14 protein-coding genes are annotated in these 16,720 nt (G+C 67.2%); 2 read left to right on the top strand and 12 right to left on the bottom strand.

Going from position 1 to position 16,720, the window contains the following annotated elements; all coding sequences use genetic code 11:
- Window positions 1–6 precede the first annotated feature (6 nt).
- Window positions 7–1,023 carry an MBL fold metallo-hydrolase gene (locus BMW87_RS10125; protein ID WP_093076115.1) on the bottom strand — a complete coding sequence of 339 codons (1,017 nt, stop codon included), beginning with the start codon at window positions 1,021–1,023 and terminating at the stop codon, window positions 7–9.
- A 60-nt stretch (window positions 1,024–1,083) separates the two neighbouring features.
- Window positions 1,084–2,067, bottom strand: coding sequence for a Bug family tripartite tricarboxylate transporter substrate binding protein (locus BMW87_RS10120; RefSeq protein WP_093076113.1), 984 nt, complete (start codon window positions 2,065–2,067; stop codon window positions 1,084–1,086).
- Window positions 2,068–2,331: 264 nt separating this feature from the next.
- On the opposite strand from BMW87_RS10120, the gene BMW87_RS10115 reads away from it, so the two are divergent.
- Window positions 2,332–2,709, top strand: coding sequence for a VOC family protein (locus tag BMW87_RS10115; RefSeq protein ID WP_093076112.1), 378 nt, complete (start codon window positions 2,332–2,334; stop codon window positions 2,707–2,709).
- Window positions 2,710–2,725: 16 nt separating this feature from the next.
- Here BMW87_RS10115 and BMW87_RS10110 read toward each other — a convergent pair whose 3' ends face one another.
- The 10 genes from BMW87_RS10110 to paoA all read right to left on the bottom strand — a co-directional run bounded on the left by BMW87_RS10110 (window position 2,726) and on the right by paoA (window position 15,444).
- The gene (locus BMW87_RS10110) at window positions 2,726–3,307 is read right to left on the bottom strand and encodes a superoxide dismutase (RefSeq protein ID WP_093076110.1); all 582 of its coding nucleotides are present in this window, start codon (window positions 3,305–3,307) and stop codon (window positions 2,726–2,728) included.
- Between the two features lie 36 nt (window positions 3,308–3,343).
- Window positions 3,344–4,012 (bottom strand): helix-turn-helix transcriptional regulator, encoded by a 669-nt coding sequence (locus BMW87_RS10105; protein ID WP_093076109.1) that lies wholly within the window; start codon window positions 4,010–4,012, stop codon window positions 3,344–3,346.
- A gap of 36 nt (window positions 4,013–4,048) precedes the next feature.
- Window positions 4,049–5,488 carry an efflux transporter outer membrane subunit gene (locus tag BMW87_RS10100; RefSeq protein ID WP_093076107.1) on the bottom strand — a complete coding sequence of 480 codons (1,440 nt, stop codon included), beginning with the start codon at window positions 5,486–5,488 and terminating at the stop codon, window positions 4,049–4,051.
- Window positions 5,485–8,565, bottom strand: a complete 3,081-nt coding sequence (locus tag BMW87_RS10095) for a MexW/MexI family multidrug efflux RND transporter permease subunit (RefSeq protein ID WP_093076106.1) — start codon at window positions 8,563–8,565, stop codon at window positions 5,485–5,487. The genes BMW87_RS10100 and BMW87_RS10095 overlap by 4 nt, the downstream gene beginning before the upstream one ends.
- The gene (locus BMW87_RS10090; RefSeq protein WP_093076104.1) at window positions 8,562–9,671 is read right to left on the bottom strand and encodes an efflux RND transporter periplasmic adaptor subunit; all 1,110 of its coding nucleotides are present in this window, start codon (window positions 9,669–9,671) and stop codon (window positions 8,562–8,564) included. Before BMW87_RS10090 ends, BMW87_RS10095 begins: the two co-directional genes overlap by 4 nt.
- Window positions 9,672–9,884: 213 nt before the next feature.
- A complete protein-coding gene (locus tag BMW87_RS10085; RefSeq protein WP_093076103.1) occupies window positions 9,885–10,772 on the bottom strand; it encodes a LysR family transcriptional regulator in 888 nt (295 codons plus the stop codon).
- Between the two features lie 39 nt (window positions 10,773–10,811).
- Window positions 10,812–11,522, bottom strand: a complete 711-nt coding sequence (locus BMW87_RS10080; protein ID WP_177192755.1) for a cysteine hydrolase family protein — start codon at window positions 11,520–11,522, stop codon at window positions 10,812–10,814.
- A gap of 131 nt (window positions 11,523–11,653) precedes the next feature.
- Window positions 11,654–13,849 (bottom strand): aldehyde oxidoreductase molybdenum-binding subunit PaoC, encoded by a 2,196-nt coding sequence (gene paoC, locus BMW87_RS10075; protein WP_093076100.1) that lies wholly within the window; start codon window positions 13,847–13,849, stop codon window positions 11,654–11,656.
- Window positions 13,850–13,852: 3 nt separating this feature from the next.
- On the bottom strand, window positions 13,853–14,803 hold the full coding sequence (locus tag BMW87_RS10070) for an FAD binding domain-containing protein (RefSeq protein ID WP_093076098.1): 951 nt from the start codon (window positions 14,801–14,803) through the stop codon (window positions 13,853–13,855).
- Entirely contained in the window at window positions 14,800–15,444 is a 645-nt protein-coding gene (gene paoA / locus BMW87_RS10065; RefSeq protein WP_093076630.1) for an aldehyde dehydrogenase iron-sulfur subunit PaoA, read from the bottom strand. The genes BMW87_RS10070 and paoA overlap by 4 nt, the downstream gene beginning before the upstream one ends.
- A gap of 137 nt (window positions 15,445–15,581) precedes the next feature.
- Here paoA and BMW87_RS10060 point away from each other — a divergent pair, with 137 nt between their 5' ends.
- A complete protein-coding gene (locus tag BMW87_RS10060) occupies window positions 15,582–16,553 on the top strand; it encodes a LysR family transcriptional regulator (protein ID WP_093060015.1) in 972 nt (323 codons plus the stop codon).
- Window positions 16,554–16,720 lie beyond the last annotated feature (167 nt).

The following is a 16,720-nucleotide window of genomic DNA, read 5'->3' as shown; positions in this document are numbered from 1 at the left end:
CTGCGACTACTGCATCGCGAACCGGTCGCGCTGCGCCTGCGCGCATTCGCCCATCACGTTCAATGCGCGCTCCACCGTGGGCGTGCCCATCACGAAGGGGTTCGCCGCGCCGGCCGGCTGCTGCCGCATCGCCGCCATCTTGGCCTGCGAGCTGTCGACGTTCGAGTGGTTCGACAGCATCACGTCGATGCCTTGCGCCTTCACCAGGGAGTCCATGCGCCGGGTGGACGCGATGTAGCTGTCCAGCCGAGGCACGTCCTTGCCGAAGTTGAAGCCTGTGCCGCCCCAGAGCATGGCGCGGTGCTTCCTGCCGTTCTCGCTCACGTCGAACACCGGCGAGAGCGTGCCCATGGTGTGGCCCGGCGTGAGGTACAGCGTGACGGTGGTGTCGCCCAGGGTGACGCGGTCGCCGTCCTTTGCCGAGATGTCGCCCGCGCCGCGCTTGGGCGGCGCGCCCCAGATGGGCGTGGCGAACTCCAGCTTCGTCTCGGTCATCGTCCAGTCGGCCTCGCTCATCACCACGCGCGCGCGGTACTTCTGCGCGAGGTAGGGCGCGCCGCCGTAGTGGTCGCCGTGGCCGTGCGTGACGATCACGTACTTGATCTGCGCCGGGTCGAGGCCCAGCTTGCGCATGCCGCCTTCGATCAGCGCGGCGGCCTCCACCTGGTTGTTCAGCGCATCGATGAGGATGATGCCGTCGGAGGTCTTGATGGCCCAGGCACTGACCCAGTCGGCGCCCACGAAATACAGGTTGTCGAAGGCCTTGGCGGGCGGTGGCGCCGGCTTGTTGATGAGCAGGGGGAGTCCCTTGTCGAGCTCCTCCTGCGGCGGACGAGTGGCTGGGGCGGGCTTGCATAGCGTGAGCAGCGGACCGAGGTCGGTGCCCGCGGCCTGCGTGGCCGCCGCGACGTGGGCGGCCACGGTTGCGTCGGAGGGTTTCTGCGCGGGCGTCTGTGCGCAGCCCTGGACGAGGGCGACAACCGCCGCGCTGGCAGCTGTCTTCAGGGAAAAGGAAGGAACCATCGGTGTCTCCATGCCGTCGTTGCGGCTTGTTCTGGAGACACCATTCTGCGGCGCGCAGGCTTATTCGATTGTCGCGCCCGAGGCTTGCACGATGCCCTTCCACTTCTCGTAGTCGGTCTTCAGCAGCGCGCCGAACTGCTCCGGCGTCATGCTCTGCGGCTCCGCGCCCTGCGCGATGATGGCCGCCTTCATTTCAGGCGTGGCCAGCAGCTTGTTGATATCGGCATTCAGCAGCGTCACCACGTCCTTCGGCGTACCGGCCGGCACGAAGATGCCATACCAGGTGCTCACGTCGAAGTCCTTGTAGCCGAGCTCGGCCACGGTGGGCGTGTCGGGCAGCGAGGTGCTGCGCCTGGCCGAGGTGACTGCCAGCGGGCGCAGCTTGCCTGCCTTGATCTGCGCCATGGCCGAGGGCACCGACGACACCATCAGGTCGACGTTGCCCGCGAGCACGTCCATCATGGCCGCGTTGGAGCCCTTGTAGGGCACGTGGCGCATCTTGATCTTGGCGGCGCTGTTGAAGATCTCGCCGGCCAGGTGGATGGTGGTGCCGTTGCCGGGCGAGCCGTAGGTGACGGTGTCTGGCGCGGCGCGCGCGGCTTTCACCACGTCGTCGAGCGTCTTGAACTTGGAGTTGGCCTGCGTGACGATCACCACCGGCGTGTAGGCCACGTGGGCCACCGCGGTGAGGTCTTTCACGGGGTTGTAGCTCAGGTTCTTGTAGAGCCAGGGCGCAACGACCATGTTGTCCTTCTGGCCCATCACGATGTCGTAGCCCGTGGGCGCGGCGCGCGCGGCCTCGGCGATGCCGATGGTGCCGCCGGCACCCGCGCGGTTGTCGGGCACCACGGTCCAGTGATTCACCTCGGTGAGCTTCTGGGCCACCAGGCGCGCCAGGATGTCGGTGCCGCCACCGGGCGGGAAGGGCACGACCATGCGGATGGGCTTGGCGGGGTAGGCCGCGGTCTGTGCATGAGCGGTGGCCGTGAAGGCCAGGGGGAATGCCAGCGCGAAGGCCAGCTTGCCGAGGTGTCTGCGGATCATGGGTTGTCTCTTTGTCGGGGTCGATTCGGGGTTGCAGTCGTTGCCGTCGTCACTGCACCGGGGGTGCAGTGTGCCGGAAGCCGGGTAAGAAGGATTTCTTCATTTGCGATGGGGCTCGTATCGACTTGCGGGGTGCCATTTTCCGATGCCTTGACAGGGCCCTGTCCGACGCAAATACTGCACCGTATGGTTGAGTATTTTTGGCAAGCCCGGCATGCGTCGATGGCACGCCGGGCCTCCCCGAAGGAAACCCAGGAGACTCGCATGCTCGGAAACATCAACGCAGTGGCCAATCTCGCGGTGAAAGACCTCGCGGTGGCCCGCCGCTTCTACGAAGACACGCTGGGCCTGTCGCAGGTCGATGCGGAGGGCGATGAAGTCATCGTCTACCGCAGCGGCAACACGCGAATCAACGTGTACCGCTCGCAGTTCGCCGGAACGAACCAGGCGACGGCCGTCACCTGGCAGGTGGGCGAAGACATTGAGCGCCTCGCCGCTGCCCTCAAGGCCAAGGGCGTGCGCTTCGAGCATTACGACATGCCCGACACGAAGCGCGTGGGCGACCTCCATGTCATGGGCGACATGAAGGTCGCATGGTTCAAGGACCCGGACGGGAACATCCTGAACCTGATCAACGGCTGATCGATCAGCCGAAGTTTCAGCCGAAGTTCTTCGCCGCGAAGTCCCAGTTCACCAGCTTGACCAGGAAGGTCTCGACGAACTTCGGGCGCAGGTTGCGGTAGTCGATGTAGTAGGCGTGTTCCCAGACGTCCACCGTCAGCAACGCGGTGTCTGCAGTGGTCAGCGGCGTGCCCGCGGCGCCGGTGTTCACGATGTCCACCGAACCGTCGGCCTTCTTCACGAGCCACGTCCAGCCCGAACCGAAGTTGCCCACGGCCGACTTCACGAAGGCTTCCTTGAAGGCGTCGTAGCTGCCCCACTTGGCTTCGATGGCCTTGGCCAGCGCGCCGGTGGGAGCGCCGCCGCCCTGCGGCTTCATGCAGTTCCAGAAGAAGGTGTGGTTCCAGATTTGCGCGGCGTTGTTGTAGATGCCGCCGCTGGACTTCTTGATGATCTCTTCGAGCGTCAGCGACTCGAACTCGGTGCCCTTTTGCAGGTTGTTGAGGTTCACCACGTAGGCGTTGTGGTGCTTGCCGTAGTGGTACTCGAGGGTTTCCTGCGAGTACTCGGGTGCCAGCGCATCGAGGGCGTAGGGCAGGGGTGGGAGCTTGTGTTCCATCGTGGTTTCCTTGTGGTGGTTGCTGAAAAAACAGAGTCAGGCATTCGCCTTGGGTTCGACCCGGTAGGCGCACCTTCGCGCGCCCGCCAGCACGTGTTCGACGCGGCTGACGCTCACTTCGGGCCCCAGCACTTCGTCGAAGAGTTGCAGCTCACTGCGGCAGAAGCCCGTGCAGGCCTGCGCCGCGGTGCAGATGGGGCAGTGGTTCTCGATGAATAGAAAACCCTTGCCCTGTTCGTCGGGCCGGAACTCGGCCATGTAGCCCTCGCGGCTGCGGATTTCCGCCAGCCGCTCCAGCCGAGCCTTGAGGCTGCGCGCGCCGCGCATGGCCTCGGTGTAGTTGGCGCGCATGGTGGCTTCGCGCGCGCTGATGAGCTGGTCCATGCCCTTCTCGCCGAACACGCTGATGACGGCGCTGATCATCTGTACCGTTATCTCGGCATGCGTGTCGGGAAAGCGCTTGTGGCCCTCCCCGGTGAGCCGCCAGATCTGCGTGGGCCGGCCGCGGCCGCTGGAGCGGCTCTCGGCGTCGACCAGGCCTTCGGCTTCCAGCTTGGCCATCTGCTGGCGCACCGCCTCAACCGTGACGTTCAGCACCTTGGCGATGTCGGGAATGCCGAGCGCGCCGCGGGTCTTGAGCGTCGAGAGGATGCGGTCTGCCGGCTGGTGCGGCATCCAGGTGGGCTTGGCATCGGGGGCGGACATGGCGGATTCGGTCGTAGGGAGGAAACAGCGCCATTGTCAGGTGGTTGGCACTCCCTTCGCAGCGGCGGGTGCTTGCCAGCCGCCGCCCAGCGCCTTGTAGAGCGCGACGAGGCTGGTGTACGAGGCGGTTTCAGCCTCGGCCACCGCGTCTTGCGCGCGCAGCAGGGTGCGCTGCGCATCGAGCACGCTCAGGTAGGGCGCGGCCCCTTCGCGGTAGCGCACCTCGGCCAGCTCGGCGGCGCGGCCGCTGCGGGCGGAGGCTTCCACCAGCCGCTGCAGGCGCAACTGGTTCTGGCCGTAGCCGGTGAGGGCGCCTTCCACGTCCTCGATGGCGCGCAGCACGGTCTGCTCGTAAAGCGCACGGTCGCCTTGGGCGCGGGCTTCGGCGCCACGCACGCGGGCCTTCACCGAGCCCAGCCGGAGAGCCGGCCAGCTCACGCCCGGCGTCACGCTGAAGGCGCGGCTCGGCGAACTGCCCAGGTCGGAGCCCCGCAGCGCGACGAAGCCCAGGAAGCCGCCGATGTCGAAGCGCGGATACAGCTCGGCCGTGACCGCACCCACGTCGGCCGTGCTGGCCGCCAAGCCGCGCTCGGCGCGCAGCACGTCGGGCCGGCGGCGCAGCAGTTCGGCCAGGTCGCCGATGGGCAGGCGCTTGTCGAGCACGCGCAGCTGGCGCGGCTGCAGCATCGGCTCCAGCTCGCCGGGGCGCAGGCCGGCCAGCACCGCGACGCGGTAGGCCGACTGCCGGCGTGTGGTTTCGAGCGCGGGCAGCTGGCTTTCGGTGGTTGCCAGGTTGGCCTGCGCGCTTGCCAGATCGCCTTCGAGGCCGCGGCCGGTCTGCACCTGCGCCTCGGTCACGCGCAGGCTCTGGCGCAGGCTGTCGAGCGTGCTGCGCGTCACGGCAATGCGTTGCTCGGCGCCGCGCATCTCGTAGTAGTTGCGCGCCAGCTCGGCCACGGCAACGATGCGCACCTGTTCGAGATCGGCGGCGCTGGCCTCGGTGCGCGCGGTCGCTGCCCCGTCGAGCCGCTTCAGGCGGCCGAACAAATCGATTTCCCACGAGGCGTCGAAGCCCGCGCGGCTGCTCTGCGACAGCGAACGCACATCAGGCTGCGTGCCGCTGTTGCCTTGCGCAATGCTGCGCGTCTTGCTCGCAACGGCGGTCACGACCGGCAGCCGGTCGAGCTCCGCCTCGGTCTGCGTGGCGCGGGCTTCGAGCAGCCGGGCCTGCGCGATGCGGATGTCGTGGTTCTCGGCCAGTGCGCGGTCGATCAGCGCGTCGAGCTGCGGATCGTCGAGCTGGCGCCACCAGTCACGCTGCACCGCGTCGTCGGCGAACAGCGAGCGCTCGGGCGCAGTGATGGCAACGGGTGCGTCGGCCGGCGCCTTGTAGTCCGGCCCGACGGCGCAGCCGGCCAGCACCAGCATGCTCAATGCGAAGGGAGCGGCGTAGGAAAAGAGTCGGTTCATGGTCATGCTCCTTCGGCCAGCGCATCGAGTTCGGCCGCGCGCTGCGAGTGGCCCGCCGCGCGGTGGTCGCGCGCCAGCAGCGTGTACATCGTGGGCAGCACGAACAGCGTGAACAGCGTGCCCACCAGCATGCCGACCACGATCACCAGGCCGATGCTGAAGCGGCTGTTGGCACCCGCGCCGCTGGCAAACAGCAGCGGCACAAGGCCCATCACCATCGCGGCCGTGGTCATAAGAATGGGGCGCAGCCGGATGCGTGCGGCCTCCTCGATCGACGCGCGCCGGTCGAAGCCCTTGTGCACCTGGATCTCGTTGGCAAACTCCACCATCAGAATGCCGTGCTTGCTGATGAGCCCGATCAGCGTCACCAGCCCGATCTGCGTGTAGATGTTGATGGTGCCGAAGCCCAGTGCCAGCGGCACCAGCGCGCCGCAGATCGACATCGGCACGCTGATCAGAATGATCAGCGGGTCGCGCAGGCTCTCGTACTGCGCGGCCAGCACCAGGTAGATCACCACGATGGCGAACACGAATGCCATCACCAGCGCCGAGCCCTCCTGCGTGAACTGCCGTGCGTCCGACTGCCAGTCGTAGCTGAAGCCGGCCGGCAGCTTCTTCGCCTCTTCGCTCAGGAAGGCCACCGCGTCGCCCATGGTCACGCCGGGCATCGGAATGGCCTGGAAGGTAGACGCGTTGAGCTGGTTGAACTGCGTGAGCTTGTTGGGCCCCACGCTGGTCGACAGCTGCACCAGGTTGGCCAGCGGCACGGGCTGGCCGCTGGCGCTCTTCACGAAGTAGCGCGACAGCGCTTCTGCCGACAGGCGCTGCTCGCGCGGCGACTGCGGAATCACGTCGTACGAGCGGCCGTCCATGCCGAAGCGGTTGACGTAGTTCTCGCCCACCAGCACAGCCAGCGTGTCGCCGATGGACTTCATCGTCACGCCCATGCTGTTGGCCTTGGCTCGGTCGACGCGGATCTCGACCGTGGGGTTGTTGAATTCCAGGTCGCTGTCGACCACGGCGAACTTGCCGCTGTCGCGCGCCGACTTCTTCAGCGCTTCCATCGCCTCGAACACGGTGCGATGGTCGCCCGCGCTGCGAATGACCATCTGCACCGGCAGCCCGCCGGTAGAGCCCGGCAGCGAGGGCAGCTGGAACGCGAAGACGCTGCTGCCTTCCACGTCATTCATGCGGCTCTGCGTGTCGCCCTGGATCTGGTCGGCGTTGCGCTTGCGGTCTTTCCAGTCGGACAGCTGCACGCCGCCGATGCTGTTCGACACGCCGTCCGAGCCGTTGATGAGCCAGCGGCCGGTGTTCTCGGGCAGCGTGGCGAACACCTCGTCCCACTTCTTGCCGAACTTCTCGACGTAGTCGATGTTCGCGTGCTGCGGCGACTTGATGGCCGTGAGCACCATGGCCTGGTCTTCACTCGGGGCCAGCTCGCGCTGCGCCGCGTTGTAGAGGAAGGGCAGGCTCACCAGCACCAGCGCCGCGAACGTGCCGGTCACCCAGCGGTGGTGCAGCGACACGTCGAGCAGCCGGCCATAGCCCGTGGCGAGCCGGTGGAAGAAGGCCTCGGCAGCGCGCGCCATGCGGCTGCCTGCGGTGTCCTGCGGCAGCAGGAACGAGCTCATCACCGGCGACAACGTGAGCGCGATCACGCCCGACACCACCACCGCACCCGCCAGCGTGAAGGCGAACTCCTTGAAGAGCGAACCGGTGAGCCCGCCCATGAGCCCGATGGGCGCGTACACCGCGGCGAGCGTGAGCGTCATCGCGATCACCGGGCCGGCCACTTCGCGCGCGCCTATCAATGCGGCCTGCACGCGCGACTTGCCTTCTTCTATGTGGCGGTGCACGTTCTCCACCACCACGATGGCGTCGTCCACCACCAGCCCGATGGCCAGCACCATCGCCAGCAGCGTCAGCAGGTTGATGCTGAAGCCGAACAGCAGCATCAGCGCGGCGGCGCCCAGCATCGACAGCGGAATCGTCACCACCGGAATGAGCACCGCGCGGATCGAGCCCAGGCACAGGAAGATCACGATCACCACGATGGCGATGGCTTCGAGCAGCGTGTGCCGTACCTCGTCGATGGAAGCCTCGATGAAGCGCGCCAGCTCGAAGGGCAACTGCACTTCAACGCCCGGCGGCAGGTTCTGCTTGATGCCGGGCAGCAGCTCGCGGATGCGCTTCACGATCACCAGCGGGTTGCCGTTGGGCGCCGCCTGCAGGCCGAGGTAGATCGCGGGCACGCCGTCCATCGTCGCGCTGCTGTCGGCGCTTGCAGCGCCCAGCTCCACCGTGGCCACGTCGCCCAGGCGCACGATGGCGTCGCCGTCTCGCTTGATCACCATGTCGCGGAACTCGGCCACGTTCACCAGGTCGGTGTTCACGCGGATGTTCGACACCACGTACAGGCCCTTCACCTGGCCGGGTGCGGCCTGCACGTTGTTCTGGCGCAGCGCGTCGGCCAGTTCGCCGGCCGAGATGCCGCGCGCGGCCATGCGGTTAGGGTCGAGCCACACGCGCATGGCGAGCGTCTGCCCGCCCGACACCTCGACGCCCGATACGCCGGTGATGGAGGCGAACTGCGGCTGCACCACGCGCGAGAGGTAGTCGGTGAGCGCCGGCATCGGCATCGTCTTGCTGGAGAAGCCGACATAGGCCACAGCGGTTGCCTCGCCCGACGACTTCAGGATCACCGGGTCGAAGGCCTCGGCCGGCAACCGGTACTTCACCTGGCTGACCTGCGCCATGGCTTGCGTGAGCGCCTGGTTGGCATCGGCGTTGAGCTTCATGCGCACGCTGATCACGCTGCGGCCCAGCGTGGAAGACGACGAGAGGTAGTCGACGTTCTCGATGGTCGCCACCGCCTGCGCGATCGGCTGCGTGACGAAGCCCTGCATCAGCTCCGGCGAAGCGCCGGGGTACTGCGTGGTGATGGTGAGCGTGGTGCTCTCGGTCAGCGGGTACTGCCGCACCGGCAGGTCGCCCAGCGCACGCGCGCCGAGCAGCAGGATGAGCGTGCTCACCACCAGCGCCAGCACGGGGCGGCGCACGAAGAGGTCGGTGAACTTCATGACTTCGATTCCTGCGCGACGGCCAGCGTGTCTTTTGCAGTCGGCATCACGGCGGCGCCGGTGTACAGGCGCAGCTGGCCGGAGGTGACGACCTTGTCGCCGGGCATCAGGCCTTTTTCGATGACGACCAGGCCGTCCTGCCGCTCGCCGGCTTTCACGAACACCTGCTGCGCCGTGAAGCCGTCACCCTTCTCGGCGGGCCGCACCACGAAGACCGAGTCGCCGTGCGTGCTGTAGGTGATGGCCGTCTCGGGCACGGTGATGGCGTCGGCACGCGCCGGCAGCGCGACCTTGCCGTTGACGAACATGCCCGGCGTGAGGGCGCCGTCGGCGTTGTCGATAGTGGCCTGCAGGCGCACCGTGCGCGTGTCGCTGCCGATCTGCGGCTCGATGGTGCTGAGTCGGCCCTGGAACACGCGGCCCGGGTAGGCATCGACCGAGAGCGCCACCTGCTGGTTGCGCTTGAGCACCGGCAGCGCTGTTTCGGGCAGCGTGAGGTTGGCGAACAGCGTGCGGCTGTCGGTGAGCGACACCAGCGCATCTCCGGCCCGCACGAACTGGCCGAGGTTGACGCGGCGGATGCCGAGCACGCCGTCGAACGGCGCCTTGATGCGCTTCTGCTCCAGCAGCGCCTGCACGCGCCGCAGATCGCCGCTGGCCTGGTCGAAGGCGGCCTGCGCCTGTTCGAGCTGTTCCTGCGTGGCCGCCTGCTGCGGCACCAGGCGGCGCGTGCGGTCGAGCAGTGCCTTGGCATTGGCGCGCTGGGCCGTCAGGCGCTCCAGGTCGCCCTGCTCGGGTGCGTCGTTGAGCTGCACCAGCAGCTGCCCCGCGCGCACTTCGCCGCCGGGCGTGAAGAGAATCTTCGCGACGCGGCCTTCCACTTCCGCCGGCACTTCGACCTGCCGGTTGGCCTCCAGCGTGCCGATGCCGCTGAGGAAGCGTGCCACCTCAGTCTTCTGCGCGGAGGCCACCGCCACCTTGGCCGGCGGCCTGCCGCCACCCTCCGCATGCGCCGGCGTGAGCTTCGTGACGAGCCCGTAGCCGGCTCCCCCAATTACCAATGTCGCGAGGCCGGCGCCTAGCCACGCCCTTGATTGCTTGTTCATTACGACGTCCATTATTAATCAAAGAAAATACTTTGATTATTAAAAGATGCCGGTGGCCTGTCGATGAAGGCGTGGCAATGGCCGTCATAGGCCGGGGCTATTTGTGCAAGGCTGTGCATGTCGAGTTCTCCAGGGTTGCGCGGGGATTCCCGCTGACCTCAAGAAGACGCGCCACCCACCCGGGTTGTGACAACCCGGTGCCTTGCTATCTGTCTATCTGTAGTGAGTCGCCATGAAATCGATGAAGGCGCGCACCGCGGGCTGCACGTGCCGCGTGCGCGGATAGAGCGCCGCATAGGTGCGCTGACCGAGCGTGACCTCCGGCAGAACGCGCACCAGCGCACCCGCCTGAAGATCGGCGCGCACCGTGTGCCATGTCAGCGCCGCAATGCCCAGCCCGCATTTCGCGGCCGAATACAGCGCGGTGATCGTGTCGCACGCGAAGCGCGCATCCGGCTTGAGCGTTTGCTGTTGGCCGTCGCGCAGGTGGAGGGTCCAGTGCGCAGGGCTTTCCGGCCCGTTGTGCTGCAGGCACTGGTGCTGCGACAGGTCTTCCGGCGTGCGGGGCAGGCCGTGCTCGGCCAGATAGCGTGGCGCGGCGACCAGCACCATGTCGGAGACGGCCAGCGTCCGCGCCATCATCGAGGCATCTTCCAGCTCGGCGCTGATGCGCAGCGCGACGTCGATGCCTTCGGCGACCAGCTTGGTGAAGCGGTCGGTGCAAACGACTTCCAGCCGGATGCCTGCATGCCGCGCCTGAAAGGCCGGCAGCCAGTCGGGCAGCTCCAGCGTCGCGATCGAGAGCGGCATGCTTACCTTCAGTGTTCCCGAGGGCGCCTTGCTATCCGCCGCCGCATCGGCATGGGCCGCATCCAGTCGCGAGAGGATGTCCGTGCAGGCGGCGAGATAGCGATGCCCCGCTTCGGTCAGCGTGATACCGCGCGTGTCGCGCCGCACCAGCTGCGCGCCGAGCGACGCCTCCAGTGCCTGCAACTGGCGCGACAGGCTGGAGTGCGTGGTGCCCAGCGACTGCGCCGCCGACGAAAGGCTCTTCGCCTGCGCGATGCGTTGAAAGGCGCGCATCGCCTTCACCTGATCCATGCGCCGCCCTCCCGCGGGTTCTTTAGATTTCTCGCATTTTCAGGCAACCGGCAATGCCAGGATCTGCGCGGTGGTCAGCACCTCGCCGAAGGTGTCTTCGATCTCGGCCAGCGCTGCGCGATGCAGGCTGTCGTGCGAAACGGTGTCGCCGTTCTCGCGGAGGATCGACCGGGTGGCCGTGGCATCGGACGACACCACCACGTCGAAGCCCTGCACAGCGGCGTCGCGGGCCGCACCAGCCACGCATGCGTGGGTCATGAGCCCGGTGATGACGAGCGTCTGCACGCCGGCTGAGCGCAGGCGCTGTGCGATGTCGGTGCTGGCGAACACGCTGACGGTGGTCTTCTGCACGACCGTATCGCGCGCCCTCGGTTGCATGTCTGCGTGGAACTTCACGGTGTCGCCACCTTGGGCGAATGTCGCGGAGCCTGCCGGTGCCACGTGCTGTATCTGGAACACGGGGAAAGCGTGCCGGTCCGCCCACGCCAGCAGGCGCTTCGTGCGGGCGACGGCATCCGATGCGTCGGCAATGGGCATGCGGCCGGTGAAGTATTCGTTCTGGAAGTCGATCACCAGCAAGGCGGTGGCCTTGCCGTTCAATTGCTGCAGAGGTTTCGCGCCCGACATGGCGCGAAGGGTCGGCGTCGGTGCGGGGGAAGACGCGGGTGCGGCAGCGGAAGTGCCGACGATGCCGGCCGCGCAGGGCACGGCCAATACGCTCATGAGTCCGCGGCGAGAGAGTCCTGACATGGTTGCTGTTCCTGGAAGAGATTCATCAAAAGTGATGAGGAAGTCTAGGAACGGCAGCGGACAGCGACTAGGCCGGCACGGCGACAAGTGTTGTGCGGCTTGCGCACACCGCCGCCGGACGCGGATGCAATTCAAGCCGCGTCGGGCATCCGGCTGATGAGCTTGTCCAGCGTGATCGGATAGTCGCGCACCCGTATGCCCGTCGCGTTGTGGATCGCATTCGCCACCGCCGCACCCACGCCGCAGATGCCGAGTTCACCGACGCCCTTGGCCTTCATCGGCGAAGAGATCGGATCGGTCTCGTCAAGGAAGATCACTTCCTGGTGCGGGATGTCGGCATGCACCGGCACCTCGTAGCCGGCCAGGTCGTGGTTGACGAAGAAGCCCAGGCGCTCGTCCACGGCGAGCTCTTCCATGAGCGCGGCTCCTACCCCCATGGTCATCGCGCCGATGACCTGGCTGCGCGCCGACTTGGGGTTGAGGATGCGGCCCGCGGCGCAGACGGCGAGCATGCGTCGCACCCGTATCTCGGCAGTGAATGCGTCGACCCCAACTTCCACGAAGTGCGCGCCGAAGGTGGACTGCTGGTATTGCTTGTCGAGGTTGCCGAACTCCAGCACGTCTTCCGCGACGATGCTCTCGCCGGCCGCGATACCGGCGAGCGGCACGCTGCGGCCACTGGCGCGCACCATGCCATCCGCGAAGACGGCGCCGGCGGAGTCAAGGCCCGCCCGCTGCGCGACGGCCTCCCGCAGCTTGGTGCAAGCAGCGTAGACGCCAGCCGTCGAGCAGTTGGCGCCCCATTGCCCGCCGGAACCGGACGACGCGGGAAAGTGCGAATCGCCGAGCCGCACGACCACGCGTTCGAGCGGCACGCCCATCATCTCGGCGGCCGTCTGCGCAATGATCGTGTAGCTGCCGGTGCCGATGTCCGTCATGTCGGTCTCGACCGTCACCACGCCGCGCGCATCCAATGCCACGCGTGCGGCCGACTTCATCACCTGGTTGTTGCGGAACGCCGCCGCCACGCCCATGCCGACGAGCCATCGGCCGTCGCGCACGAGGCCGGGCCGCGCGCTGCGCTTGTTCCATCCGAAGCGCTCGGCACCCGTGCGCAAACACTCGATGAGGCGGCGCTGCGAGAACGGACGGCTCGGGTTGGCCGGGTCTACCTGCGTGTCGTTCAGCACGCGGAACTCGATGGGGTCGATGCCCAGTTGCTGCGAGATTTCGTCGACTGCAATCTCCAGTGCCATCAGCCCCGGCGCCTCGCCCGGTGCGCGCATCGCGTTGCCTTCGGGCAGGTCGAGCAGAGCCAGCCGGGTGCCGGTGAGCCGGTGTTCGCCCGCGTAGAGCAGGCGCGTCTGCTGCACTGCGTTCTCGGGTTTGCCGTCCACCAGGTTGCCGGACCAGCTTTCATGGCCGATGGCGGTGATCTTTCCCTGCGCAGTGGTGCCGATGCGAATGCGCTGGATCGTCGCGGGCCGGTGCGTGGTGTTGTTGGCGATCAGCGGGCGCTGCAGCGCGACCTTGACCGGCCGGCGCGCAATGCGCGCGCCCAGCGCCGCCAGCAGCGTGTCCGCCCGCAGGAACAGCTTGCCGCCGAAGCCGCCGCCGATGTAGGGAGACATGAGGTGGACCTTGTCCTTGGGTATGTCCAGCGTCTTCGCGAGTTCGCCGGTGGTCCAGTCGATCATCTGGTTCGAGGTCCACACGGTGAGCCTGTCTCTATCCCACGCGGCGATGGTGGCTTGCGGCTCCATCATCGCGTGCGAGTGGTCGGGCGTGGTGTAGGTCTGGTCCAGCCGCACCTCGGCCTTGGTGAATGCGCCGGCGAAGTCGCCGACGGTGTTGTCGCGGTTGATCGTTTTCTTGTCCGTAGAAGCCTTCGCATCCGCGAGGCCGAAGCTGCCTTCGGCGCGTGCGTACTTCACCTGCACGAGCTGCGCCGCGGCGCGCGCCTGCTCGAAGGTCTGCGCCACGACGAGCGCAACGGCCTGGTGGTAGTGGTCGATGACGGGGCCGCCGAGCAGCCGGGCCGTATTGAAATTGCCCTTGCCAAGCTTGCCTGCGTTCTCGTGGGTGACGATGGCGATCACGCCCGGCGCGGCCTTCGCGCGGCTCAGATCGATCGAAACGATCCGGCCCTTGGCAATGGCCGATCCGACGATGTAGCCGTAGGCCTGGTTGGGCACCACGTCATGCCGCTCGTATGCGTAGGGCGCAGTGCCCGTGGTCTTGAGCGGACCGTCGATGCGGTCCACCGGCTGGCCGACCACCTTCAGCTGGTCGATGGGGTTGGTGGTGGCGGGGGTGTCGAACTTCATCGCTCAGCTCCTGGCTTGCGTCAGCACCGCATCGAGCGTGCGCTCGACCAGCGACACCTTGAAGGCGTTCTGTGAAGTGGGCTTGGCGCCGGCAAGCAATGCCGCGGTCACGGCCCTGGCACCGCGAGGCATCTCGGCCTCCGCCGCCTCGACGCGCCACGGTTTATGTGCGACGCCGCCCACCACAATGCGGGCACTGCCGTCGCGCTGCACGATCGCGCCTACCGAAACCAGCGCGAAGGCATAGGAGGCCCGGTCGCGCACCTTCTGATAGATGTGCCTGCCGCCCACCGGTGCGGGGAGCTTGACCGACGTGACCAGCTCGCCGGGGGCCAGCGATGTTTCAACATGCGGCGTGGCGCCGGGCAGCTTGTGGAAGTCGGCGATCGGGATGGTGCGCCGCGAGCCGTCGGCGCGGATGGTCTCCACCGTTGCGTCGAGCGCACGCATCGCGACGGCCATGTCGCTGGGATGCGTCGCGATGCATGCATCGCTCGTGCCCACGATCGCATGCTGCCGGGTGTATCCGCCGATGGCCGAGCAGCCGCTGCCGGGCTGGCGCTTGTTGCAGGCCTGGTTGGTGTCGTAGAAGTAAGGGCAGCGCGTTCGCTGCAGCAGGTTGCCCGCGGTCGTTGCCTTGTTGCGCAACTGGCCCGAAGCGCCGGCGAGCAGGGCGCGCGACAGCAAACCGTGGTCGCGCCGCACGCGGCTGTCGGCGGCAAGATCGGTGTTGCGCACCAGCGCGCCGATGCGCAGGCCACCGTCTGGCGTGCTTTCGATCTTGTCGAAGCCCAGGCCGTTGACGTCGATCAGGTGCGCGGGCGTCTCTATCTCCAGCTTCATGAGGTCGAGCAGGTTGGTGCCGCCCGCGATGAAGCGCGCACCCGGCACCCTTGCCGCCTTCATGACGGCCTCCGTCGGCGACGACACGCGCTCGTAGGTGAAGGACTTCATGCCGTTCTCCCCGCGGCCGCTTCGGTGATCGCATCGACGATGTTGCTGTAGGCCCCGCATCGACAGATGTTGCCGCTCATGCGCTCGCGCAGTTCCACCACCGTGACCTGGGGTCTTGCCGTCAGGTCGGCGCTCACGTGGCTGGGGATGCCTTCGCGAATCTCGTTCAGCACGGAGACGGCGGAGCAGATTTGCCCCGGCGTGCAGTAGCCGCACTGGTAGCCGTCGTGCTTCACGAAGGCGGCCTGCATCGGGTGCAGCGCACCCGGCTTGCCCAGGCCTTCGATGGTGGTGACCTTGGCGCCTTCGTGCATCACCGCCAGCGTCAGGCACGAGTTGATGCGGCGGCCGTCCACCATCACGGTGCAGGCGCCGCATTGGCCGTGGTCGCATCCTTTCTTGGTGCCGGTCAGGTGCAGGTGCTCGCGCAGCGCATCGAGCAGGGTGGTGCGGTTGTCCAGTGTCAGGACGTGTGTCTTGCCATTCACTTCAATGGTCGTCTTCGACAGGCCGGAGAGCTTTGGCGCGGGGGTCGTCGCCGCGTTGGCCGCGGGAGCCTCCGCGACCACTGCCGCCGAAGCGGCCCCGGCAATCAGCAGATCGCGCCTGGAGATGGTGGTGGGTTCGTCGGGGGTATTCATGCCGTGCCGCGTGCCTTTCATCTCGAACAACTGCAATCCACCAATGTAGGCCGGTACCCCCGGGCCGAACTAGGCGGAACGGCCTTGATGCACTGACAAGTTGCTCTTGATAATCGACGGCCACACTGGAGGCCTTTATGCCTATCAATGAACTGCGTTCCATCGCCACATTCGCCAGGACGGCCGAACTCGGCAGCCTGCGACAGGCCGCTGCGGCGCAAGGGATGACGCCGCAGGCCGCCAGCCAAGCCCTGGCCCAGCTGGAGCAGCACCTCGGCGTGCGGCTGTTCCATCGCACCACGCGCAGCATGGCGCTCACAGACGAGGGGCGGCAGTTTCTTGAAGCCGCGCAGCCCGCGCTGCTCGGCCTGCAGCGTGCCCTGCACATGGCGCGCCGGGCAACCGACGAGATTGCCGGGCCGCTGCGCATCGTGGGGCCGCGATCGACCTTCGCTCCCGTGTTCTGGCCCCTGCTCGACGAGTTCTGCAGGCTCTACCCTGAAGTGCAGCCCGACGTGCAACTGGATGACCGCATCGGCAACTGGGTGGAAGACCGGGTCGACGTGGGTTTTCGCGTCGGCCCGTCGCCGGCCGAGGGCGTCATTGCACGAAGGTTGTTCGGCCTCCAGCTCATCGTCTGCGCGGCCCCGTCGTACCTTGACCGCCATGGCGCTCCCGACAGCCTGAACGCGCTGGCTGCGCATCGCTGCAGCGGCTTCCGTCTCCCGAGCACGGGCAAGGTCATGCCCTGGTACGTGAAGGTCGGGGAGGATGTCGTCGAGCATCACATCGTTCCGGCACTGTGCGTCAACGACGAAGCGCTGGAAACCGAAGCGGTGCTGGCCGGGCATGTCATCGGTTCGATGACCAGCGTGAGCGCCAGCGCGCACATCCGGGCCGGGCGGCTGATACCGCTGCTGAGCGAGCACGCCGCCGACCGTTCGGCCGTGTTCGTCTACTACGGAAGCCGCGCGGCCCAGCCCGCGCGCGCCAAGGCATTCATCGACCTGGCCATCGAGCGGCTGACCAACAACCCCGCCTACCTGCTGACGGCGGAAGAACTGCGTTCCGCGGAATCCGCAGGGCGGCTTGCACATGCACGTCGTTAGGGTGAGTCGACATTCAATCCGATGCGCTAACCTGTGCCGCCGATGAACGACGTTTCCCGCCCTGATCCCGACGCCCTGCTGGCCCAACTGCGAAACGACGAAGCGCGCGCATTGCGCGGCAAGCTGCGCATCTACTTCGGCGCCAGTGCCGGTGTCGGCAAGACCTG

The sequence above is a fragment of the Variovorax sp. OV084 genome, from assembly GCF_900111625.1.
Classification (GTDB): Bacteria; Pseudomonadota; Gammaproteobacteria; order Burkholderiales; family Burkholderiaceae_C; genus Variovorax.
The sequence above is the reverse complement of the archived record's forward strand: the minus strand, read 5'-3'. Positions and strand labels throughout refer to the sequence as shown.